This window comes from Sandarakinorhabdus sp., from assembly GCF_041689835.1.
Classification (GTDB): Bacteria; Pseudomonadota; Alphaproteobacteria; order Sphingomonadales; family Sphingomonadaceae; genus Sandarakinorhabdus.
Genome location: NZ_JBDNFM010000130.1, coordinates 1 through 21,332, shown reverse-complemented (window position 1 = coordinate 21,332; position 21,332 = coordinate 1). Strand labels below are relative to the sequence as shown.

The 21,332-nt window shown below is 63.3% G+C and carries 18 protein-coding genes; 15 read left to right on the top strand and 3 right to left on the bottom strand.

All coding sequences use genetic code 11. From position 1 onward, the window contains the following. Nucleotides 1-32: 32 nt before the first annotated feature. A complete protein-coding gene (locus ACESL8_RS07180) occupies nucleotides 33-2,699 on the bottom strand; it encodes a TonB-dependent receptor (RefSeq protein ID WP_372917302.1) in 2,667 nt (888 codons plus the stop codon). Between the two features lie 244 nt (nucleotides 2,700-2,943). Here ACESL8_RS07180 and ACESL8_RS07175 point away from each other — a divergent pair, with 244 nt between their 5' ends. Then, nucleotides 2,944-5,007: a sulfotransferase gene (locus ACESL8_RS07175; RefSeq protein WP_372917300.1), complete on the top strand. Its 2,064-nt coding sequence runs from the start codon at nucleotides 2,944-2,946 to the stop codon at nucleotides 5,005-5,007. Here the strand turns inward: ACESL8_RS07175 and ACESL8_RS07170 are convergent. After that, nucleotides 5,000-5,518, bottom strand: a complete 519-nt coding sequence (locus ACESL8_RS07170; RefSeq protein ID WP_372917298.1) for a cytochrome c — start codon at nucleotides 5,516-5,518, stop codon at nucleotides 5,000-5,002. The two genes, ACESL8_RS07175 and ACESL8_RS07170, sit on opposite strands and share 8 nt — an antisense overlap. A 127-nt stretch (nucleotides 5,519-5,645) precedes the next feature. Between ACESL8_RS07170 and ACESL8_RS07165 the strand changes: the two genes are divergently transcribed. From ACESL8_RS07165 to ACESL8_RS07140, 6 genes are all read left to right on the top strand, one after another. After that, nucleotides 5,646-6,353, top strand: a complete 708-nt coding sequence (locus ACESL8_RS07165) for a TetR/AcrR family transcriptional regulator (RefSeq protein WP_372917296.1) — start codon at nucleotides 5,646-5,648, stop codon at nucleotides 6,351-6,353. A gap of 115 nt (nucleotides 6,354-6,468) precedes the next feature. Beyond that, nucleotides 6,469-7,671, top strand: coding sequence for an amine dehydrogenase large subunit (locus tag ACESL8_RS07160; RefSeq protein WP_372917294.1), 1,203 nt, complete (start codon nucleotides 6,469-6,471; stop codon nucleotides 7,669-7,671). 13 nt (nucleotides 7,672-7,684) lie between these two features. After that, nucleotides 7,685-8,242, top strand: coding sequence for a MauE/DoxX family redox-associated membrane protein (locus ACESL8_RS07155; protein WP_372917292.1), 558 nt, complete (start codon nucleotides 7,685-7,687; stop codon nucleotides 8,240-8,242). 20 nt (nucleotides 8,243-8,262) lie between these two features. Beyond that, complete coding sequence (locus ACESL8_RS07150; protein ID WP_372917290.1) at nucleotides 8,263-8,889, top strand: methylamine utilization protein MauD; 627 nt, start codon at nucleotides 8,263-8,265, stop codon at nucleotides 8,887-8,889. A 28-nt stretch (nucleotides 8,890-8,917) separates the two neighbouring features. Beyond that, nucleotides 8,918-9,463, top strand: a complete 546-nt coding sequence (locus tag ACESL8_RS07145) for a methylamine dehydrogenase light chain (protein WP_372917288.1) — start codon at nucleotides 8,918-8,920, stop codon at nucleotides 9,461-9,463. A 41-nt stretch (nucleotides 9,464-9,504) separates the two neighbouring features. After that, nucleotides 9,505-10,104, top strand: a complete 600-nt coding sequence (locus ACESL8_RS07140; RefSeq protein WP_372917286.1) for a cytochrome C — start codon at nucleotides 9,505-9,507, stop codon at nucleotides 10,102-10,104. Here ACESL8_RS07140 and ACESL8_RS07135 read toward each other — a convergent pair. Beyond that, a complete protein-coding gene (locus tag ACESL8_RS07135; protein ID WP_372917284.1) occupies nucleotides 10,101-11,618 on the bottom strand; it encodes a serine hydrolase domain-containing protein in 1,518 nt (505 codons plus the stop codon). The genes ACESL8_RS07140 and ACESL8_RS07135 overlap by 4 nt on opposite strands. 173 nt (nucleotides 11,619-11,791) lie before the next feature. Here ACESL8_RS07135 and ACESL8_RS07130 point away from each other — a divergent pair, with 173 nt between their 5' ends. The 8 genes from ACESL8_RS07130 (at nucleotide 11,792) to ACESL8_RS07095 (ending at nucleotide 21,179) form a co-directional block, all read left to right on the top strand. Next, complete coding sequence (locus tag ACESL8_RS07130) at nucleotides 11,792-13,726, top strand: M1 family metallopeptidase (RefSeq protein WP_372917282.1); 1,935 nt, start codon at nucleotides 11,792-11,794, stop codon at nucleotides 13,724-13,726. A 144-nt stretch (nucleotides 13,727-13,870) separates the two neighbouring features. Further along, nucleotides 13,871-14,209: a hypothetical protein gene (locus ACESL8_RS07125; RefSeq protein WP_372917280.1), complete on the top strand. Its 339-nt coding sequence runs from the start codon at nucleotides 13,871-13,873 to the stop codon at nucleotides 14,207-14,209. Next, complete coding sequence (locus tag ACESL8_RS07120; protein WP_372917278.1) at nucleotides 14,206-14,685, top strand: DUF6702 family protein; 480 nt, start codon at nucleotides 14,206-14,208, stop codon at nucleotides 14,683-14,685. Before ACESL8_RS07125 ends, ACESL8_RS07120 begins: the two co-directional genes overlap by 4 nt. A gap of 262 nt (nucleotides 14,686-14,947) precedes the next feature. Then, the gene (locus tag ACESL8_RS07115) at nucleotides 14,948-17,845 is read left to right on the top strand and encodes a TonB-dependent receptor plug domain-containing protein (RefSeq protein ID WP_372917276.1); all 2,898 of its coding nucleotides are present in this window, start codon (nucleotides 14,948-14,950) and stop codon (nucleotides 17,843-17,845) included. A gap of 23 nt (nucleotides 17,846-17,868) precedes the next feature. Continuing rightward, nucleotides 17,869-19,479, top strand: coding sequence for an amidohydrolase (locus ACESL8_RS07110; protein WP_372917274.1), 1,611 nt, complete (start codon nucleotides 17,869-17,871; stop codon nucleotides 19,477-19,479). 243 nt (nucleotides 19,480-19,722) lie between these two features. After that, nucleotides 19,723-20,289 carry a cysteine dioxygenase gene (locus tag ACESL8_RS07105; protein WP_372917272.1) on the top strand — a complete coding sequence of 189 codons (567 nt, stop codon included), beginning with the start codon at nucleotides 19,723-19,725 and terminating at the stop codon, nucleotides 20,287-20,289. A 330-nt stretch (nucleotides 20,290-20,619) separates the two neighbouring features. Beyond that, entirely contained in the window at nucleotides 20,620-20,967 is a 348-nt protein-coding gene (locus ACESL8_RS07100; protein WP_372917270.1) for a hypothetical protein, read from the top strand. Nucleotides 20,968-20,978: 11 nt separating this feature from the next. Continuing rightward, nucleotides 20,979-21,179: a hypothetical protein gene (locus tag ACESL8_RS07095; RefSeq protein ID WP_372917268.1), complete on the top strand. Its 201-nt coding sequence runs from the start codon at nucleotides 20,979-20,981 to the stop codon at nucleotides 21,177-21,179. The last annotated feature ends 153 nt before the right edge of the window (nucleotides 21,180-21,332 follow it).

The window sequence follows — 21,332 nt, the reverse complement described above, 5'->3', positions numbered from 1 at the left end:
CCCACTGTCGGGCGGGGAGACAGGGGCTGGGTTCAGAAGCGCTGGCCGAACCGTACCCCGAAGAATTGTGGCCGGATCGGGAAGACGCGCGCCGATCCCGAACAGATCGAGATCGAGCAGAAGGTGTTGGTTGTCAGCAGGCCGCGCCGATCGAAGGCGTTCTGGATGAACACGTCGACAGTCAGCTTGTCCTTCTTGATGCCGGCGGCGAAATCGAACGAGGCAAAGCCTGGCGTGTTGCCAAGCAGCGCGTTGAGTTCCTGATTCAGATCCTGTGTGGCCCCGGTCTGGTAATTTGCAGCGCCTTGCACATAGAAATCCATGCCGGAAAGCTGCGTGTCATATCGAACCGATGATGTGCCCTTGAACTTGGGCTGGCGCGGCAGGCGCGTGCCATCGGCGGCGGCGACTTCGGGCGTCGGCGGGTTGCCGGGCGCGAATTCACCAAGCTGGCAATCGGCCAACTGGCCGATCGTCCGGTTGGCGACGTTGGCAGCGAAATTGCAGAAATTGCCCTTCAGCTTGCCATCATTATACGAACCGGCGGTGACGAGGGTGAATTTGCCCAACCGCAGATCGGCATCAAATTCGATGCCGCGCACTTCGGCATTGCCGGCGTTGCCGGTGATCCCTGCGCCCTGCGCGCCGGCAACAACCACTGAATATTGCAGATCTTTCCACTTTTCCAGATAGATGGCGGCGTTGAAGCGGAAGATGTTGTTCCACGTCGTCTTGAAGCCGATTTCATAGTTGATCAAATCTTCCGAGCGGAACGGATTAACTGCAAAGACCTCGCCGCCGATGCGCAAGGGCCTCGTCTGCCCGCCGGGGCGAAAGCCGGTGGAATAGTTGGCATAAACCATCTTGGACGGCGCGAACTGCCAATCGATCGCCACTTTCTGGGTGTGACCCTGTTCGCGGTAAACCAGATTCTGGTCAGCCCGGGTGAAATTGGTGTTGAGGCATTGCAGACGCTCTGCCGGGAATGGCACCGGACAACCCGCAGCGCCGGTTGGCACGAAAGTGCTGCGCACGTTGCGCGCCGATCCGGCCACGCCGGCAAAGCCCACGACATTAAGCTCCGTCCAGAAATAACGGAAACCGCCGGTCACTTTCAGGGTTGGCGTGATGTTGTAATAGCCTTCGGCAAACAGCGCGCTATCCCGCGTCGTTCGGTCCTGCTCCGCCATGTAGAACGCATCGCGCTTCACGGCCGGCGAGCCCAGGATCATGCTGCCGCCCTGCGCCTGCGGCACGCCAAACGATGTGGCGAAATCAGCCCGATCACCGCCGCCGGATTCGGTGAAACCGGCAATGTTGCTCAGCCCGGTCGTGGCATAATCGTCGTTGATTTCGTTTTTCTGGAATTGATAGAAACCGCCAAAGGTCACGTGGATCGGCCAGCTTGATGGCGTGGTGAACCGCAGTTCCTGCGAAAAAATACGTTCGTTGCGATTGCCGCTGTAAAATTGCTGCGGATTGATCAGCGTGGAACAGCGCAACGATGCGCCCGCTCCGGTGCAGCCGGCCTTGTCGAAAAACTGCAGATAATTTTCATAACCGGCGCCAAAGCTGTCGTAGGCAACGGTGTAGTAGGTGTAATCGTTGCGCAGCTTGATGTTGCGGCGGAAGTAGCCGGTTGAGCTGACCACATCGAAATCGCCGATATGGCCGTGAATGGTGGCCTGCGCCTGATACCATTGATCGTCGTTGCGGGTGTTGTCGTAATCATGCACCTTCAAGTCGCCGACCTTGGGATCAAAACCGAAATACCCCAGCGAAATCTGGCGCTGCGCCGTGATCGACGGGTTGAGAGACCAGCCTTCGACCGGTTCCCACAGCAGCGACAGCCGGCCGCCGACTTCATCGATCGAGTTGTAATTGTTCTTGGCAATCGCGGCGTTGTTCAATGTGAAATTGGTCAGCGGATTTTCATCGCCCAGGTTGAGCAAGGCCGGGCTACCATCGGCAAACCGCCCGTTGTTGGGAACGTTGTCGATGTAGCCGCCTTCCTTGCGGTAATAACCCATGGCACGCACGGCCAGCGTTTCGCCGAGGGGCACGTTGATAAAGCCTTGCGCTTGCCCGCCGAAATCACCGCCGCCAAATTTGTTGGCTTCCAGGTCCATGCCGCCGGAAAATTCACCCAGCTTGGGCTTGTTGGTGATGATGCGCAGCGTGCCGGCCAGCGAACCGGCGCCGAACAGCGTGCCCTGCGGGCCTGAAAGCGCTTCGATGCGTTCGATGTCGTAGATATGGACATCGGGCAGGCTGTTGACGTTGATCGACGCATCATCAAGATAATAACCGGTTGCCGGATAGGCGCCGCCGGCCGGCACGATGCCGCGGAAATACACCTCGGTACGGCCAGGCCCAAGGCCCGCGAACGACACCGATGGCAGCAACGCGGCAAAATCGGTGAGGCCCTTCACCTGCCGCTGCGCCAGCGAATCGGCGGTGAGCGCCTGCATGGAAATCGGCACCTTCTGGATGCTGGTGGCGCTGCGCGTCGCCGTGACGATGATTTCTTCGAACGCCGTTTCATCAACCGCCTGCGCCACTTCGGTGGGGCGCGCTGCGAGCTGCTGTTCGGCGCCCCAGGCGGGTGCCGCAAAGCCTGACAAGATGGTGGTAAGGCTCAATACCCGGATCAAATCCGCCCGGCTGCCGTCGTTGCGACGCTGCTGACTGCGCTTCATGTTCCAGTTCCCCCCTGAAAAAAACAAGCCGGTCGGTTCCCCCCGACGGCCGCATTCTGCTGCGCGCAACGACAATTTGCAATCGTCCCCGAATTTCACTTTGCAAGACGACAGTCACAATATGATCATGACCGATCGGCGGGGGGCCTATATGCGCCATTCTCCCCACCCAAAGCCTTTCAGCTGCCGATTGTTTGGCTGGCGATTGCGGCCTAGCCTTGGGGCATCATCAAGGGGGCAACAGATGCAATCCGCGCTCAATCGATCACAGTCGGCCGCTGCCCAAGCTGCTGTGCTCACCGCTGCAACGGCGCAACTGGAGGCCGATCCCGCCGGCGCGCTGGCTGCCGCCGACGCCTTGCTGGCCCACGCGCCCGATCTGCTGCCGGCGCAGTTGCTTGCCGGGCAGGCGCTGCGCCGGCTTGGCCACCTCGAAGCGGCGGTAACGCGGCTTTCGGCGCTGGCACAAATTGCGCCGGGCGTGCCGGCGGTGCGCTGGGAACTGGCGCAGGCGGCTGCCGCTGCGGGGATGCCCGAAACAGCGATTCCCGCGCTCGAACAGCTCACCCGGCAATTGCCGGCGGTTCCGGGCGGCTGGTTCCTGCTTGCGGCGCAGTATCGCGCTGCGGGCCGCGACCGCGACGGGTGGCAGGCCGATCTGAAGGGCGTCAACGCCGCCGCCCAGGATGCCGAACTGGTGCAGGCCGCGCTGGCCATGCAGCAGGGCAGGCTTGATGAAGCGGCCGCTGCACTGGCGGCACGGCGCGCACGGCAGGGGGATGATCCGCCGGCCAGCCGGCTCGCTGCCGAAATATGCTGGCGCCAGGGCGATATGGCGCTGGCCATTGCCCAACTCGAACAAACCCTGGCGCAGGCCCCCGGCTATGATCTTGCCCGCGAATTCCTGATCCGCCTGCTGGTTCAGGCCAGCCGCCTGACCGACGCGCTTGCACACGCCGAAACGCTGCGCACCTCGCCGCTGGAAAGCCCCGGTCACGATCTGATCCTCGCGTCGGTGCTGGTCCATCTGGGCGATCAAACCCGCGCGCGCGGGCTGTACCAGGGCCTTCTGGCACGCAACCCTGGCCAGCCGCAGGTGTGGCAAAATCTGGGGCATGTGCTGAAAACGCTGGGCGAACAGGCCGGCGCGGTGACCGCCTATCGCGAGGCCGTCACCCGCCAGCCGACATTGGGGGAAGCGTGGTGGAGCCTGGCCAACCTGAAAACGGTGAAGCTGCGCGCCAGCGACATCACCGCGATGCAGGCGGCGCTGGCGTCGCTCGCCGGGCAGGACGAAACCGGTGACAGGGCTCGGGCCGAAGATCTGTTCCACCTGCACTTCGCGCTGGGCAAAGCGCACGAGGATCTGGGCGAACCCGCCGCAGCCATCGCGCATTATGCCGAGGGCAACCGCCGCCGCCGGGCGCTCATCGTCCACGATGCCGATGAATTCTCCGCCGAAATCGATGCCGCCATTACCACCTTCTCCGCGCCGTTCGTCGCGTCGCGGGGGGGCGGCGGTTGCCCGGCACCCGATCCCATCTTCATCGTCGGCCTGCCGCGATCGGGCTCCACCCTGATCGAACAGATCCTCGCCAGCCACAGCCAGGTTGAAGGAACGATGGAACTGCCCGACATGATGATGATCGCCAGCCGTCTGGCAGCGCGCATCGATGCCGGCGAGTTTGCCGATTTCAGCGCCATGGCCGCGTCGCTGTCACCCGCCGACCGCACGCGGTTGGGTGAGGAATATCTGACACGAACCCACATCCACCGCAAATCGGACAAGCCGCGTTTTATCGACAAGATGCCCAACAATTGGCAGCACGTCGGCCTGATCCGCCTGATCCTGCCGAACGCCGCCATCATCGACGCGCGGCGCCACCCGATGGGCTGTTGTTTTTCCGCGTGGAAACAGCATTTTGCGCGCGGCCAGCGCTTTTCCTACGATCTGGTCGAGGTGGGCCGCTATTACCGCGATTATGTCCGGCTGATGGCGCATTTCGATGCTGCCGTCCCTATCGCTGTCCACCGCGTCATCTACGAGGAAATGGTGGCCGACACCGAAACCCAGGTGCGCCTGCTGCTGGCCCATGCCGGGCTTGATTTCGAACCCGCCTGCCTCGAATTCTGGCGCAACGACCGCGCCGTGCGCACAGCCAGTTCCGAACAGGTGCGCCAGCCGATCTTCACCGATGGCGTGGACCATTGGAAAGCCTATGCGCCGTGGCTCGGGCCGCTGGCCGAAACGCTGGGAGACGTGACGACGTTGTATCCCGCCGTGCCGGCCAGTCTCGCGCCTATTTGATCACGCCCTCGGCAATCAGCTGGCTGCGCAATTCCTTGTTGTCGCCCATCGTCGCCTTGCCCCCGGCCCGCACCGCAGCAATTTCGGCGGCCTTGAACGGCTTGGCCGCCTTGGCCGGTTTGCCCAGCGTGACGACATGGCTCAAGACTTCGGCGATTTCAGCATCGGTGAGCGAGGCCATTCCCGGCATCACGCCATTCAGTGCCGCGCCCTCCACTTCGATGCGCCCGGCCATGCCGCCCAGCACCACCAGCGCCATATAACGGCGTCCGGCCGGTGCCTGCGCGATGGCGGCAGCGCGCCCCGCCAATTTGGGAAACTGGCCCGCCAGGCCTTCGCCGCCGGCCTGGTGGCACATGCCGCAGCGCGAGACGAACGCCGTCTTGGCATCAGCGGCCAAAACGGGGGCGGCAACCAGCATGGCAGCGATGGCAGCAAAGGTGAAGGCAACGTTCGAGGCAACGTTCGGGGCAACATTCGGGGCAAGGGTCGAGGCTGGGGCTGAAATCACGTCCGCTCCTTGGCACAAGCGCCGCAAAGCCATGGTGCAGCGCAATAGAAGCAAATACTGGACAGTCATCAAGCATTCGTCAAGCGCGAGCCTTTACGCGTGCAAATGCGCCGCCTATCCTGATGCCATGAGTGATACAAAAGGCGATGCTCCGGCCAAGGCTGCACCCCCGCGCCCCGGTGTTTACGTGCGCGGCGCCGAGACGGTGGAATTGATCCTCGAAGCTGCGCTCGGCGTGCTGATCGACGAGGGTGCTGGCGCCTTCACCTTGCGCCGCATCGCGGCCCGCTGCGGCATGAAAGTGGGCAATCTTTCGCATCATTTTGCCCGCAAGGAACTGCTGATTCAGCTGCTGCTTGATGATTTGCTTGAATATTACGAAGGCGTGCTCGATCAAACCGTGCGCCAACCCGGCCTCAGCCCGGAAGACCAGTTGCGCATGATGATCGAGATTGTGCTGGATGATATCGGCAGCAAACGCACCACGCATCTGTTTACCGAACTGTGGGCGCTGGCCAATCATGACAGCTTTGTGGCTGAACGGGTGGCGGCCTTTTATCGCCATGCTCACGCCAACATCGCTGCGGCTGTCGCGCCGCTGAACCCGGCGTTGTCGGCACAGGATGTCGATGTGGTGGCGCGCTTCATCAGCGCCAGCCTGGAAGGCACCACCATCTTTGCCGGCCACGGCAAACCCTGGGCCGCCCAGATGCCGCAGTTCAAAGGGATTGCCGTGACCGCGCTGGTGCATCTGGCCAAGACCATCACGCCGGCTGAAATCCACCGCTTGGCCGCCGTCCAATCTACGCAATTCGGGCAAAGTGCGGCGGCTTGACGAATACTTGACGCTCGTCCAGCATCCTTTCCATTCCGGTGCGGTTCGCCGATCCTTGCGGCGAGTCGCACCCAGATGTTCACGTGCCAGACGAACTTCGGGGGACAGGGCGATCATGACCAGCACGACATTTTCATACCGGGCCAAAGCTTTTGCCGGGGCCGCGCTGCTCGCCGTCATGACGGCAACAGCTGCGGCGGCGCAAAGCTCACCGCCCGCTGCGCCATCCACCGCCACCCCCGGACTGGAGCCCGAAACCCCTTACACCAGCAAATTGCCGACGGCCTCGCCGCACTGGGGTTTCCTGCGCGGCGGCTGGGAAAACGGCGGCACCCGCATTTTCGACGGCGATACCGGCAAGATGATCGGCCAGCTCAGCACGACGCGCTGGTCCGACATGATGATCGATCCGTCGCGCCGCGGCTATTATGTATCCGAAACGATCTGGACCAAAATCAACCGTGGCACCCGCCAGGATTATATCGCGGTTTATGATCCATCGACGCTGAACTTGATGGCCGAAATCCCGATGCCGGGCCGGCTGATCATCGGCGCGCAAAACAACAATTTCCACATCAGCGACGATGGCAAGACGGCGTTCGTCTATAATTTCAGCCCGGCCGCATCGGTCAATGTGGTCGATCTCGAAAAGCGAAAGATGGCCCAGGTCGTCGAATTGCCCGGCTGCGCCAGCTTCGTGCCGGTGGCCGGCGTCGGCTTTGCGGCGCTGTGCAGCGATGGCACGATCGCCACCGTGGCGGTGGGGGCCAAAACGTCGACCGTCACGCACAGCCAGCCCTTTTTCAGCGCAGCCGAAGATCCGATTTTCGACAGTTATGTCTATGATCGCGCCAAGAAAATGGCGGTTTACGTCACCTACACCGGCTTGATCCGCACGGCCACATTGGGCGCGGCTCCGGTGGTCGGCGAGGCCTGGTCGCTGCAGGCCGCCGCTGGTCTGCGCGCAGGCGACACCAAGCCGCTGGACATCAACTGGATGCCGGGCGGCCGGCAGATGACGGCGCTGCACCGCAAGACCGGCACGCTGTATGTGCTGATGCACCGCGGCGAATATTGGACCCAGAAAGAAGACGGCGAAGAACTGTGGGTGGTCGATCTGGCCGCCCGCAAGGTCACCAAGCGCGTGCCGCTCAAGCACAAGGCCAGCAATCTCAACATCACCCAGGACGACAAGCCGTTGTTGTTCATGGGCGGCGATGGCAGCAACATCATCGTGATGGACGCAGTCAGCTTTGAACAGAAACATGAACTGGAACGTGCCGGCGGCGGCTCGATCCAGACCTTCGACGGCCAGTGAGTTTCACTTGGGCATGGCCTTCCTCCTGATTATCGGCGGCGCTGCCGGCGTTGTCGTTTCACTGCTGTTTGCGGTGGCCGGCATCGACAAGCTGTGCCACCGCGCCTTGCTGCCCGGCGTGATTGCCAACTATCGCCTGTTGCCGCCCGTGCTGGTCGCGCCGGCAGCGGCAGCGCTGCCCGTGGCAGAACTGGGGATTGCCGCTGCACTGGTGCTGAGCTTGGCCGGCGCGGTACCGCCGCCGGTTGCGGCCGGCGCTGCGCTGGCGGCGGCGCTGTTGCTGCTGTTGTTTGCGGCCGCCATGGCCATCAATATCCGGCGCGGCCGCCGCCATATCGATTGCGGCTGCGGCCACGCGGGGCTGCGCCAGCAATTGGGCTGGGGCCAGGTGGCGCGCAATATCGTGCTCGGCATCGGCCTGGTGCCGCTGATCATGCCTGGCGGGGCATCCCTGCTGGCCGGAGCCGATATCGCGGTCGCGGCGGCTGCTGGCGTTGCCATTTATTTGCTGATGCTGTTGTTCACCACGTTGAACGCCGTTGCCGGGCCGCGCGCCCGGGCACGCGGTTGACCTGAAAAGGGCGCCTTGCCATGTCGAGCTTGCTGATCATCAACGAGGGCCTGCAATGGTTGGTGTTGATCACCCTTGGGGTTGCCGGGCTGGCGTTGGCCCGCCAAATTGGCGTGCTGCATGTGCGCGTTGCCCCGGCCGGTGCGCTTGACGGGAATCGCGGCCCGGCAGTGGGCGATGTCGCGCCGCCGCTTGCTGTCACCACCCTGGACGGCCAGCCCTTTACGGTCGGCGGCGCTTCGGCATCGGCCAGCTTGCGGTTGCTGATGTTCGTTTCGGCGCAATGCCCGATGTGCAAGACGCTGATTCCGGTTGCCAAAAGCTTTGCCGCTGCCGAACGGATCAGCCTGGTATTCGTCGGCGACGACGAGCTTCCTATCCAGAAATCGCTGGTGGCGGCGCAGGGCCTGGGTGCCTATCCCTTCGTCAACAGCGGCGATGTTGGCCGCCTGTTCGAAGTCGACAAGCTGCCCCACGCCGTATTGATGGACGGTGCCGGCAAGGTGCTGGCCAAGGGTCTGGTCAACAGCCGCGAGCATCTCGAAAGCCTGATCGTCAGTCACGAAATGGGTGTGGCGAGCGTGCAGGATTATATCGCCGGCCTGAAGCCGGCCTCCGCCCACCCGCACGCTGCGGTGGACGCATGACAACGCGGCAAGCCAAGGGGAACCGGATATGAGCAAATTCAATATGGATGCGCTGGGCGAAACGCTGCTGCGCAAATTTGCCGGCCGCACCTCGCGCCGTTCCTTCCTCACCAAGCTGGGCGTGGCCATCGTTGCCGCCCCGGCGTTTCCGCTGTTGCCTGTCAGCCGTGCCAACGCCGCCAAGCCGGACCGCACGCCGGAGGCCAAGACCAATTTCGCCCGCAACGCCCAAACCAAGGACGACACCAAGTGCAATTACTGGCGCTATTGCGCCATCGATGGCTCGCTGTGTTCGTGCTGCGGCGGCACGGCTGCCAGCTGCCCGGCTGGCACCGAACCATCGCCGGTGTCGTGGGTGGGCACCTGCATCAATCCCGATAACGGCAGCGCTTATCTGATCGCCTATCGCGATTGCTGCGGCAAATCCGGCTGCGGCCAGTGCGGCTGCGACAACACCGATCGCGAAACGCAATTGTACATGCCGCAGCTCAACAACAACGTCATCTGGTGCTTTGGCACCAGCAGCATGGAATATCACTGCTCCACCGCCGTGCTGGTTGGAAAGGCGCAGTAATGATTGGCCGCGGCAGCCCCTCCCGCTGCCAGGTATTGGGCATGGCTGCCGCAATCATGGCTGTTCTGGCGGTGCCGGTGGTCGGCAACACCACGGCCAAGTCTGCATCCACGCCGCCGCCGCCGGGGGCGCACATCCCGGCCTTTGCCAGCGAAATGCCCGCCGGGGTTCCAGCCAATTACCCGGCAGACATGGATCAGGCGCAATCGGATTATGTCGAACATTGCGGCGGCTGCCACGGCATCCACGGCGTGGCGTCGCCGGCTGAACTGCCCACCATTGGCGGCCGCGTTGGCTGGTTCATGTGCACGCCCGAAGGCCGATCCTATCTGGTGCGGCTGCCCAATGTCGCCCGTTCCCGCATCACCGATAATGCCCAACTGGCTGATCTGATGAACTTCATGGTCTTTGGCCTGGGCGGGCGTTCAACGCCGGCGGGCAGCAAGCCGTTCACCGCCGACGAAGTGGCGCGCGGGCGCACCACGGCGTTCACCTCGGTCAGCCTCGTCAAGACGCGGGCGCAACTGGTGGACCGCTTGATCCGCACATGCGGTGCCCCGGCGTCACTGCGGCTGATGTATCCGCCCGAAGCGGGCCGCATGGCGCATCCCGCCGCCGGCAAAGGCAAAAAGGCCGGTTAGCGTTTCGCTGGCGCCGGCTGCCAGCGCCAATCCAGCACCTGCAATTGCGGTGTGGTCGTGGGGGCCAGCAGGGCGTGCGCGATCACCATGCCCTTCTCGCAATACCACAGATAATCGCCTTCCAGCGCCCCCTGCGCAGCCACGCCGGGCAGCCCTGAGCAGCGGCCGGCCTGCGCCGTGATCGCAGCGATATCGGCGGCGCGGTGCGCGGCGTCGCGGTCCATCAGGAAATTGCCCGCCAGATTGGCGCTGGCGGCGCGCACGTCGCCGCTGGTCAGCATCTTGTGGATCGGTTCGACCAAAGTCGCCAGCGCCGGCGACAGCGGCACCACATCGGTGGGCATCAGCCCGGCGGCGTGCAGGGCAATCAGCGCATCCCACGCCGGCGCCGATGGGCCGGCATAAGTGTGGTTGGTGAGCACGAACACGCCCCAGCCGCGTTCCGGCGCCATCACCATGATGCTGCCATAACCGGGATAGCCGCCGCCGTGGAACGCCGTCCGCCCCAGCGTGCAATCGTCGCCCACGCGCAAGCCCGCACCATACACCACCGCGACCGTGCACGGCGAGGTGGAAGCCCCCGGTGCCGCATCAGGTGCCAACATCGTGGGCCGCATCATCCGCCGCGGGGAGCCTTCGCCGCGCAACATCGAACGCACCGTGGTGCGGGCTTGCGGTTCGGTCTCCCCTGGCGCAGCGGCCGGCCATGCGCCAAGCAGATGCCCGATCCACCGCGCATAATCCGGCCCGGTGGTGATCACGCCGCCCATCGCGCCGAACGTGCCGGGGCCCATATCAGGTTCGCGCTGAAACCTGCCGTCTTCCCAGCGCCAGCCGGTCGCCAACTTGGCGCGCGGCACATCGGCAAGGGCGAACGTCGTCGCGCTCATCCCCAGCGGTTGGAACCGCCGGCTGGCAATCTCGGTTTCAAATGGGCGCCCGCTGATGTTGCGAATGATGCGGCCGATCAGGGCATAGCCCAGGTTGGAATATTCATGCGCCATCCCCGGCGCGCGGGTGAACGGCACCCCGGATTTGAGCAGCGCCGTGAACTCGGCTTCGGGCAGCGGTGTCTGCCGGTCCCCCCACGGATCGTCGGTGACGAAACCGCCCATGTGATGAACCAGATCGGTCACCGTCAATGCGCCGCCCCATCCCGCCACTTCGGGCACGTGCGCTGCCACCTTGTCGTCCAGCCGCAACCGGCCTTCGGCAGCAAGATCATACAGCGTCAGTGCCGTGAACGCCTTGGTCATGCTGGCGATGCGAAACCGCGTGTCCGCCTCCACCGCGCGCCCGCTGTCTATATCGGCGGTGCCCGAAAAGCCGCTGTGCACCAGCCCTTCGCCGCGCTTGACGATGCCCCACGTCAGTCCCGGCACATGATTGGCCTGCGCCCAGCCTTTCATGCTGGTGTCGATACGCGCGGCAATTTCGGGGGGAAGCGGTTCGGCAGCAACAGGCGCAGCAAGCAGGGCAAGCGCGGCAAGCGCGGCAATCGGGGGGCGAGACATCAAAATTCTCCAGCACAGATGCAGGCACACACTCTGGCAGCATCACTGCCAAGCGGCAACGCACCGGCAGGGGCAGATGCACCATGCGACCGCTGGCACAGCTTGCGAATTCGCAGCAGCGCGGGCAAGGGTCATCACATCCGGCAGCAGACCGGGGCAGGGATTTGATAGTGATGATGGGTGTGATCCGGTTCGCGGCAGCGGCGATGATGCTGGCATTGGCAGCGGCGGTACCAACGACTGCCTATGCCAATCCGATCGTGCAAACCAAGGGCGATTTCGTCGACAAGTTCCGCCAATTGGAAGGCGAGGACTGGCCGACCCCCACTGATTATCGCAACGCCGCCGGTGCGCCCGGGCACCGCTATTGGCAGCAAAAGGTCGATTATCGCATCACCGCGCGCCTTGATGAAGCCACCCGAAGCATCACCGGCACCGAGACGATCACCTACCACAACAACAGCCCAGATGCGCTCAAGTATCTGTGGTTGCTGCTCGATCAGAACGAAAGCAAGCGCGATTCCATCGGCGAACGCTCCGATACCGTGTCGCCCGGCGGCCAGATCGGCATGACCGCAGTGCGCCGCGCCATGCGCTTCAAGGAATGGGAAGGCGGCTTCAACAATCTGAAGGTCACCGACGCTTCGGGCCGCGCGCTCAAATTCACCGTTGTGGACAGCCTGCTGCGCATCGATCTGCCGGCCGCACTGGCCAGCGGGGCCGCCACCACCGTGAAAATCGAATTCAGCTTCCCGCTGATGGAAACCCGCGTCATCGGCGGCCGTTCGGGCTATGAATGCTTCACCAGGCCCGATGAGGACGGCAACTGCATCTTTCTGGCCGCGCAGTGGTTCCCGCGCGCCGCCGTCTATTCGGATTACGAAGGTTGGCACAACAAGGCCTTCATCGGCGCTGGCGAATTCACGCTGGAATTCGGTGATTACGACGTCAGCCTTACGGTGCCGTCGGACCATGTGATTTCCGCCACCGGCGAACTCGCCAACCCCGAAATCCTCACCGCCGCGCAGCGCGCCCGTCTGGCGCAGGCCCGCACCGCCAAGGAGCCGGTGTATATCGTCACGCCCGACGAAGCGCTGGCCGCCGAAAAGCAGAAAGCCACTGCCGCCCGCACCTGGCGCTTCACCGCGCGCAACGTCCGCGATTTCGCCTGGGCCTCCAGCCGCAAGTTCGTCTGGGACGCAGTGGGTGTGAAGCAAAACGACCCGGCCAACCCGCTGGTGATGGCGATGAGCTTTTACCCCAAGGAAGCCCGCCCATTGTGGGATGCCTATTCAACCAAATCCATCGCCCACACCATCGAGGTGTATGGCGAATTCGCCTTCCCCTATCCCTATCCGACGGCGCAAAGCGTCAACGGCCCGGTGGGCGGCATGGAATATCCGATGATCACCTTCAACGGCCCGCGCCCGGTGAAGGACAAGAAAACCGGCCAACTCACCTATACCGAGCGCGCCAAATACGGCCTGATCGGCGTGGTGATCCACGAAGTCGGCCACATCTGGTTCCCGATGAGCGTCAACAGCGATGAACGCCAGTGGACGTGGATGGACGAAGGCATCAACAGCTTCTTGCAATTCGAAGCCGAAAAGCGCTGGGACCCGGTGAAAACCCGCGGACGCGGCGAACCACGTGACATCGTCGAATACATGATCAGCCGCGATCAGGTGCCGCTGATGACGCACAGCGACAGCCTGCTGCAGTTTGGCAACAACGGCTATTCCAAACCGGCGACTGCTCTGGTGATCCTGCGCGAAACCATCCTGGGCCGCGAGCTGTTCGATTTTGCCTTCAAGGAATATTCCCGCCGCTGGCGCTTCAAACGCCCCACCCCCTATGATTTTTTCCGCACCATGGAAGAAGCCTCGGGCGTCGATCTCGATTGGTTCTGGCGGGGCTGGTTCTACACCACCGATCATGTCGATATCAGCCTCGACAAGGTGGTGCGCGCCCGCCTTGATACCCGCAATCCCGACGTGGAAAAGGCGTTTGGCCGCGATCGCAGCAAAACCGATCCGACACCGCTCACCGTGGCCCGTAACACTCGGCCGCCGGTGATCGACCGCGATCCCGGCACGCGCGATTTCTAAGACGAAACCGACCGCTTCACCGTCACCGCCAAGGACCGCAAGGATTACGAGGCGAACCTGAAAAAGCTGGAGCCCGAAGCCGCGGCCGCGCTGGCTTTCAAGGACAATTTCTACCACTTCAACTTCCGCAATATCGGCGGGCTGGTGATGCCGGTAATCCTGAAACTGGATTACGAAGACGGCACCGCCGAAACCATCCGCATCCCGGCCGAAGTGTGGCGCTACAACAGCCGCGCCGTCACCTGGCAGCACGTGACGCCCAAGCTGCTCAAGGCGGCCGAGATCGATCCGCTGTGGGAAACCGCCGACGCCGATCGCGGCAACAATGCCTTCCCGCGCCGCATCGAACCGGGCGTGCTCAAGGTCAGCGACGATCCCGCTGGCCCCGACAACCGCATGGCCGACAGCGAGCTGGAAGTGACGCCGGACAGCATCAAGACCCGTGCCGTGAAGAAGGACGAAAAGAAGAAGGACGAGAATTGAGGGCGGCGCTGTTCGCGGTCTTGCTGGCGCTGGGGGCTTCGGCCCACGCACACCGCGGCCACGCCAGCCTGGCGGTGGTGGAGATCGACGCAAAATCCGGCGCCGTCGTCGTCACCCACCGCATGGCCGCGCACGATGTCGAACCGGCGCTGGTGGAAATCGCGCCGGCGGCCCAGCCCAGCCTCGATGATGCCGATGCGATGCAAGCGTTGGTCGCCTATGTCGGCAGCCAATTTCGCATTCGCGGCGTCACGCTCGCTGCGGCCGGGCAGACGATGGTCGGCGACACACTCGTGCTGCGCTATGTGGGCCGGGTGAAGGGCAAACCGAGCCAACTGCTGATCAGCGGCGCGCTGTTCGGCGAAACCTGGCCGGATCATGCCACCCAGGTGAATGTGCGCCGCGCCGGCATCACCCGCACGCTGCATTTTCGCCCCGGCGACGCCGAAAAGCCGATCAGCCTCGCGGCGCAGTGAGCGCCGCGCCGCCGCGCCGGCTGCTGCGCCTACGCCAAAAGACGTAACGCGCCCGGCGGCACTGTCATGCATTGGACATGCGGGGCTCCGGCAGAATCGCTGGGTGATGGACGGTGCCCCGCCGGGATAGCCAACGTCCGCCCGGGCGGCACCCGCAAACAACAAGGGGCGGCAGCCGGGCCTCACAGCCAATGGGAATGGTGCGGCCGCGATATACGTGCGGCCGGTGTGGATGCCGGGCGCTTTTTGGGGATGCTGACTGATGACGACCAACCACCGCACTGTAGCCGATGTTCGCCGCCTGCTGCTGCTGGGCGGCGCCATGTTGGCCGTCACCCTGCCCGGCGCCGCCATGGCCCAGCAGGCCGCTGCTGCCGATCCGGCCGCCGAGGAGGCGGATACCAGTGTCATCACCGTCACCGGCAGCCGCATAAGCCGCACCGGCTATGACGCGCCGACGCCGGTTTCGGTCGTCACCGAAGCTGAACTCAAGGCCGAACCGCAGGCCAATATCGGCGATTACGTCAACACGCTGCCCTCCGTGCGCGGCTCGCAAACCTCGTCGACCAACTCGGGCTCGCTGTCCAACGGCCAGGCCGGCATCGCCACCGTCAATCTGCGCTCGCTGGGCGCGGCGCGCACGCTGGTGCTGATCGACGGCCAGCGCTCGGTTGCCTCCAGCCCGGTGGGCCTGGTCGATACGCAAACCGTGCCGCAGGGCCTGATAAAGGGCGTCGAGGTCGTCACCGGCGGCGCGTCATCGGCCTATGGTTCGGACGCGGTGTCGGGCGTGGTCAACTTCTCGCTCAATCGCGATTTCAAGGGCCTGCGCGCCGAATATGAATTCGGCATCACCGATTACGGCGATGTGCCCAACCACACATTGCGCATCACCAGTGGTTTCGATTTCGCCGATGGCCGCGGCAAGGTGCTTTTGGCGGGGGATTATTTCACCCAGAACGGCGTCGATACCTATGATCGCCCGTGGCAGAACAGCGGCGTCTTCCAGATCGACAATCCGGCCTTCGTGCAGGGCAATGGCCAGCCAGAACGCCTCGTCGCGTCGGGTATCGGCACCTACCAGTTCACGCCCGGCGGTATCGTCAACGCTGGGCCACTGCGGGGGACCTATTTTGGCCAGATCACGAACGGCCAGGCCAGCCTCAACCAGTTCACCTATGGCCCCAACCGCGGCCAGTGGATGGTGGGCGGCGATTATCTGATCAGCCGCGATGGCCATCTGAACACCAACAGCCTGGCGCCCGATGAAGAACGCGGGAACGTCTTTGGCCGCCTCAGCTTCGAAGTCAGCCCGGCCTTCGTGCCCTTCGTGCAATACAGCTATTCCGGCTACAGCGGGCAAAGCTTTTATCAGCAAACACCGTCCACCGGCATCACCATCCAGCGTGACAACGCCTTCCTGCCGACCGCGCTGGTGACGCAGATGACGGCGCTCAACCTCACCAACATCTCCATCGGCACCAGCAACAACGGCTTCCCGGCCGCCGGTTCCAGCAACACCCGCGAAGTCTATCGCTTTGTCGCCGGCGCAGATGGCGAATTTGAAATCGGCAGCGGCAGCTGGAAGTATGCAGCCTATTATCAGTCCGGTATCGCCCGCACCAACGAACTGCTCACCAACACCTGGCTCAATAGCCGGGTCAGCCTGGCGCAGGATGCCGTGCGGGCGCCGGCCGGCAATGCGGCCGGCATCGCGGCTGGCACCATCGTCTGCCGTTCCACGCTCGCCAATCCCACCAACGGCTGCGTGCCCTTGAACCGCATCGGCATCGGCGGGGTGACGCAGGCCGCCATCGATTATGTGTTCAACAACGGCCAGCAGCCGCAGCGCTTCCAGACGCTGCGTCAGGACGTGGCGGCCGCCAACCTCTCCACCAACGATCTGTTCGAAACCTGGGCCGGCCCGGTGTCTTTTGCTGCCGGCGGTGAATGGCGGCGGGAACGGGTGGATGGCTCAGTCGATCCGCAGTTCAATTCCGGCTGGCTCTACGGCAATTATCTCGTCACCAAGGGCGCCTACACCGTATGGGAAGTGTTCGGCGAAACCGTGGTGCCGCTGGCCAAGGGCCTCGATTTCAACGGCGCCGTCCGCGTCACCGATTATTCCACGTCCGGCAATGTTACCACCTGGAAGGCCGGCGCCACCTGGCAGGTGATCGATGATATCAAACTGCGCGTGGTGCGCAGCCGCGATATCCGAGCCCCCAACCTGAACGAACTGTTTGCGCCCGGCACCGCCCGCACCAACACGGTGAACGTGCCGCTGCCCGGCGGCGGCCAGCGCACCGATCAGTTCCTCGAATCGACCACCGGCAACACCGCGCTGCGCCCCGAAGTCGCCATGACCTGGGGTGTCGGCGGCGTGTTCACGCCCAGTTTCCTGCCCGGTTTTGCCGCCTCGGTGGATTATTTCGATATCGATCTGTCGGGCGCCATCGCCACCATCACCGCGCAAACCGTCGCCACGCTGTGCCTGGAACAAAACCGCCAGGATCTGTGCCAGTTCATCACCTTCAATGGCCCGGCCGGCACCGCCAGCCCGGTCACCGGGATCAAGCTGGTGCCGTTCAACTTTGCCGCCCTCAAGGTGCGCGGCATCGATTTCGAAGCCAGCTACCGCGCCAGTCTGGGCGATGGCCGCCTGACCCTGCGGGCGCTGGCCTCGCATTATATCGACAATATCGTCGATAACGGCATCGACGTTGCCCGCGATCTGGCCGGGCAGAATGCCGGCGGCGGCGATGCCACGCCGGCGTGGAACTATCGCCTGACCGCCAATTATGAAGTGAGCGACTGGACCTTCAATCTGGTCGGCCGCGGCTTCTCGGGCGGGGTTTATGATAATAATTTCATCGAATGCGCCGCGGCCTGCCCGGCGTCCACCCCGCAGGCCCGCACCATCAACAACAACCGGATTTCCGGACAGTGGAATTTCGATGCCTCAGTGACGAGGCGTGTGAAGCTGGGCGGATCGAAGGTGGATCTGTTCCTCTATGTCCGCAACCTCTTGAACAGCGATCCGGTGCTGGTGGGCAATGGCCCGACCGGCAACAACACGCCGGCCTATCCACAAACCAATCGTTCCCTCTATGATGTGCTGGGCCGTGTGTACCGCATGGGCGTGCGCTTCGAATATTGATCGCGATTGAGGGGGAAAACAGGATGAAGTCGCTCACGCTGCTGGCGGGCCTGCTCGCTGCCACCACTCTGGCCGGAGCCGGGGCATCTCCGGCGCTGGCGCTGGCCACGCCGGCCCAGAAAAAGGCCGCCGCGCAATCGGTCGACGCGCAAACCAAGCTGGCCCAGGAAATGGTCGATATGGTGTTCAGCTATGCCGAACCCGGCTTTCAGGAACACAAGACCAGCGCATATCTGACCGCGATCCTCGAGAAAAACGGCTTCACCGTCGAACGCGGTTCCGCCGGCATCCCCACGGCGTTTTCGGCCACCTGGTCCAACGGCCCCAGTGGAAAGGATGGGGGCCCCACAATCGCGCTGGGCAGCGACATTGATGGCCTATTGGGCCTGTCGCAATATCCCGGCGTCGTCGACATGAAGCCGATGGTGGAAGGCGCCCCCGGCCACGGCGAAGGCCACAACAGCGGCATGCCGATGATGATCGTCGCCGCGATTGCCGCCAAGCAGATGATGGAGAAAGACGGCATCAAGGGCACACTGATGCTGTGGCCCGGCGTCGCCGAAGAACTGCTCGCTACCAAGGCTTATTATGTGCGCGCCGGCATGTTCAAGGGTGTCGATGCGTCGATCTTTGCTCACGTCGGCCGCGATTTCGGCACCGGCTGGGGCCCGGCTGGCAATAACGGCATGGTGAGCGTGGAATACACCTTCAACGGCAAGACCGCGCATGCCGCCGGCCAGCCGTGGGACGGCCGCAGCGCATTGGATGCTGTGGAGATCATGAACGTCGCGTGGAATTTCCGCCGCGAACATCTGCCCCTCACCCAGCGCAGCCATTATGTCATCACCGAAGGTGGCGGCCAGCCCAACATCGTGCCGGAAAAAGCCAGCGTCTGGTATTATTTCCGCGAAGGCAGCTTTGCCAAGATCCGCGGCCTGTATGAAATCGGCAACCAGATCGCCGCCGCCGCCGCCATGGCCACCGACACCAGTGTCACCAGGCGCACCCTGGGCTATGCCGCGCCCAATTATGGCAACAAGCCGCTGGCCGAAGCGCTTTATGCCAACATCAAGGCCGTCGGCCTCCCCACCTGGAGCGCGGCCGATCAGGGCTTTGCCAAGGCCATGCAGCAAGCCAGCGGCCAAAAGGTCGAACCGCTGGTCACCGCGCTGGCGCCGCTGTCCACCCCCGATTTGCGTGGGCCGTCGATGGGCGGCGGATCGGATGATATCGGCGACATCATGTGGACAGTGCCCACCGTCACTATCCGCTACCCGTCCAACATCCCCAACGCCATCGGCCACAACCGCCAATCGGCGATCGCCATGGCCACGCCGATTGCCCACAAGGGCGTCATGGTCGGTGCCAAGGCCGTCGCCATGACCGTGCTCGATCTGCTGACCACGCCCACGATCATCACCGACGCCAAGGCCTATCAGCAGGATGTGCAGTTCAAATCCGACAAATACGACCCGCTGCTGACCCCGGACGACAAGCCGGCAATCTGGCTCAACGCCGACATCATGGCCAAGATGCGCCCGCAACTGGAAAAATTCACCTACGATCCCGCCAGGTTCAAGACGTACATGGACCAGCTCGGCATCAACTACGAAGATTTCGCCAAGGTGAAGTGACCCGCTCAGCGGTCGCGGGAAGGCGCCGGCGCCGGGAGGTGCCGGCCCCTCTCAGTCGGAGCCAACATCACCAAGTTTCGTCGCCCCGTGCTTGACACGGGGCCCCGCTGTTCTTCCTCGCCGCAAGGCCCGATAACTTCGCAATCACGGAACAACTGGGTGAGCAGCACCCGGCCTCTCCCCGCCTTGCCGCCCGCCAGACCCTGCGCCACACTCGCGCCTCCACCCCGTGGGAATGCGGCCATGACGATCACACCGGAACCACTGGCCCGCTTCATCGCCGAAGTGCAGCAGGCGCTCGCCCAAATTTCACCCCAGCCACAAATCGGCGCCGCGCTGGCCCGGCTGGTGGCTCAGGGCGATTGGCTGCCGCCCGCCTACGCCATCCCGCACCCCGATCATTATCAGCAATATCTGCTCCACGCCGATCCCGTCGGGCGCTTCTCCATCGTCAGCTTCGTCTGGGGCCCAGGCCAGGCAACGCCCATCCACGATCACGGCGTCTGGGGCGCCGTCGGCGTCCTGCGCGGCGCCGAACACAGCCAGGCCTACACCGCCGATGGCACCACCCCGCCCCGCCCCATCGGCCCACCCCACATCTTGCTGCCCGGCATGGTCGAACGCATCGGACCAGATGTGGGCGACATCCACAAAGTGTCCAACGCCGCAGACACGGTCTCCGTCAGCATCCACATCTACGCCACCAACATCGGCCACCACCCCCGCCACGTCTATCCCGACGAGGGGGGCATGAAGCCCTTCATCTCCGGCTACGCCAACGGGCCGGATACGCATGTGTTTTGTGGATGAAAAAGTTGCGGATAGTGGTTAATAAATACACTATTAATACTGCAAACGTAATAATAAAGTATATTATCACTGTAATTCCATCGTAATTCCACTGTAATTCCACTGTAATTCTTCACCGTAATTCTTCACCATAATTTCAGATAACCTGCGCCCGTCGGGCAAGCGCGGGCGGTATCCTGTGGACAGTCTGCAAGCGAAGTGGTGTCGGCCCTTTCCTATCTGGAAAAACCCTATATGCTTTCATTCTGGTTGCTGGGGGCAGGCGGAAAACGGGATAACAAGTGACCAGACTCTGACAACTCCGCCTCTCGGAAAACAGGAGGGTAGAAGATGTTGAACAAGGTAAGCTCGCTCGCGCGGGCGCTAGGTGTGCTATTGGCCATCGTTGCAGGGTTCGTCACGCTAGGTCCACTGAACACCGCGCTGGTGATTCTCGTGCTCGGCCTGATTTCTGGTCTTTGCTACACCGCCGAAGACATCGTCAAGCTTGCAGTGCTGGTTCTGGCACTGCCTGTGTTGGGCACTGCGCTCGGCAATGTTCCTGAAGTTGGTGCAATGCTCGGCGCGGCGGCGGGCAATGTCGCGTTGTTGATTGCCGGGGCACTCACCACCGTAGTGGTGATGCGCGTGTACAATGTGGTCAAGGGCGACCTGATGGGGCTGATTGCCAAGCCCTGATATAAGGATGCGTGAAGGCCCGTCGGCGCAATCCGGCGGGCCTTTGCCGTTTTCAACCCAACGCGGCCGCCAACGCGGTCTCCGTCAGCATCCACATCTACGCCGCCATCGTCGGCCACCCCCCCCGCCACGTCTATTCAGGGGCTGGCGGCGTAAAACCCTTCATCTGCGGCTACGCCAACGGGCCGGATACGCCCGTGTTTGGTGAGTGAAAGGGTTGCGGATGGTGCTGACTACGTACGGTATTGATATCGCAAACGTGGGAATAGAGCGCACTCACACTGCAATTTGAGCAGTTGGCTAATTGATCTTGCCCCGTCTAGCGTCTCCCTTGACGTGCTAACTACGCCGCCAAGCAAATTTTT

Excerpts from the sequence above, each read along its gene's own strand:
- ACESL8_RS07175 (WP_372917300.1), top strand. The coding sequence starts at position 2,944 with ATGCAATCCGCGCTCAATCGATCACAGTCGGCCGCTGCCCAAGCTGCT.
- ACESL8_RS07165 (WP_372917296.1), top strand. The coding sequence starts at position 5,646 with ATGAGTGATACAAAAGGCGATGCTCCGGCCAAGGCTGCACCCCCGCGC.
- ACESL8_RS07110 (WP_372917274.1), top strand. The coding sequence starts at position 17,869 with ATGAAGTCGCTCACGCTGCTGGCGGGCCTGCTCGCTGCCACCACTCTG.
- ACESL8_RS07180 (WP_372917302.1), bottom strand. The coding sequence starts at position 2,699 with ATGAAGCGCAGTCAGCAGCGTCGCAACGACGGCAGCCGGGCGGATTTG.
- ACESL8_RS07115 (WP_372917276.1), top strand. The coding sequence starts at position 14,948 with ATGACGACCAACCACCGCACTGTAGCCGATGTTCGCCGCCTGCTGCTG.
- ACESL8_RS07150 (WP_372917290.1), top strand. The coding sequence starts at position 8,263 with ATGTCGAGCTTGCTGATCATCAACGAGGGCCTGCAATGGTTGGTGTTG.
- ACESL8_RS07160 (WP_372917294.1), top strand. The coding sequence starts at position 6,469 with ATGACCAGCACGACATTTTCATACCGGGCCAAAGCTTTTGCCGGGGCC.
- ACESL8_RS07130 (WP_372917282.1), top strand. The coding sequence starts at position 11,792 with ATGATGGGTGTGATCCGGTTCGCGGCAGCGGCGATGATGCTGGCATTG.
- ACESL8_RS07145 (WP_372917288.1), top strand. The coding sequence starts at position 8,918 with ATGAGCAAATTCAATATGGATGCGCTGGGCGAAACGCTGCTGCGCAAA.
- ACESL8_RS07155 (WP_372917292.1), top strand. The coding sequence starts at position 7,685 with ATGGCCTTCCTCCTGATTATCGGCGGCGCTGCCGGCGTTGTCGTTTCA.
- ACESL8_RS07135 (WP_372917284.1), bottom strand. The coding sequence starts at position 11,618 with ATGTCTCGCCCCCCGATTGCCGCGCTTGCCGCGCTTGCCCTGCTTGCT.
- ACESL8_RS07140 (WP_372917286.1), top strand. The coding sequence starts at position 9,505 with ATGGCTGCCGCAATCATGGCTGTTCTGGCGGTGCCGGTGGTCGGCAAC.
- ACESL8_RS07100 (WP_372917270.1), top strand. The coding sequence starts at position 20,620 with ATGTTGAACAAGGTAAGCTCGCTCGCGCGGGCGCTAGGTGTGCTATTG.
- ACESL8_RS07105 (WP_372917272.1), top strand. The coding sequence starts at position 19,723 with ATGACGATCACACCGGAACCACTGGCCCGCTTCATCGCCGAAGTGCAG.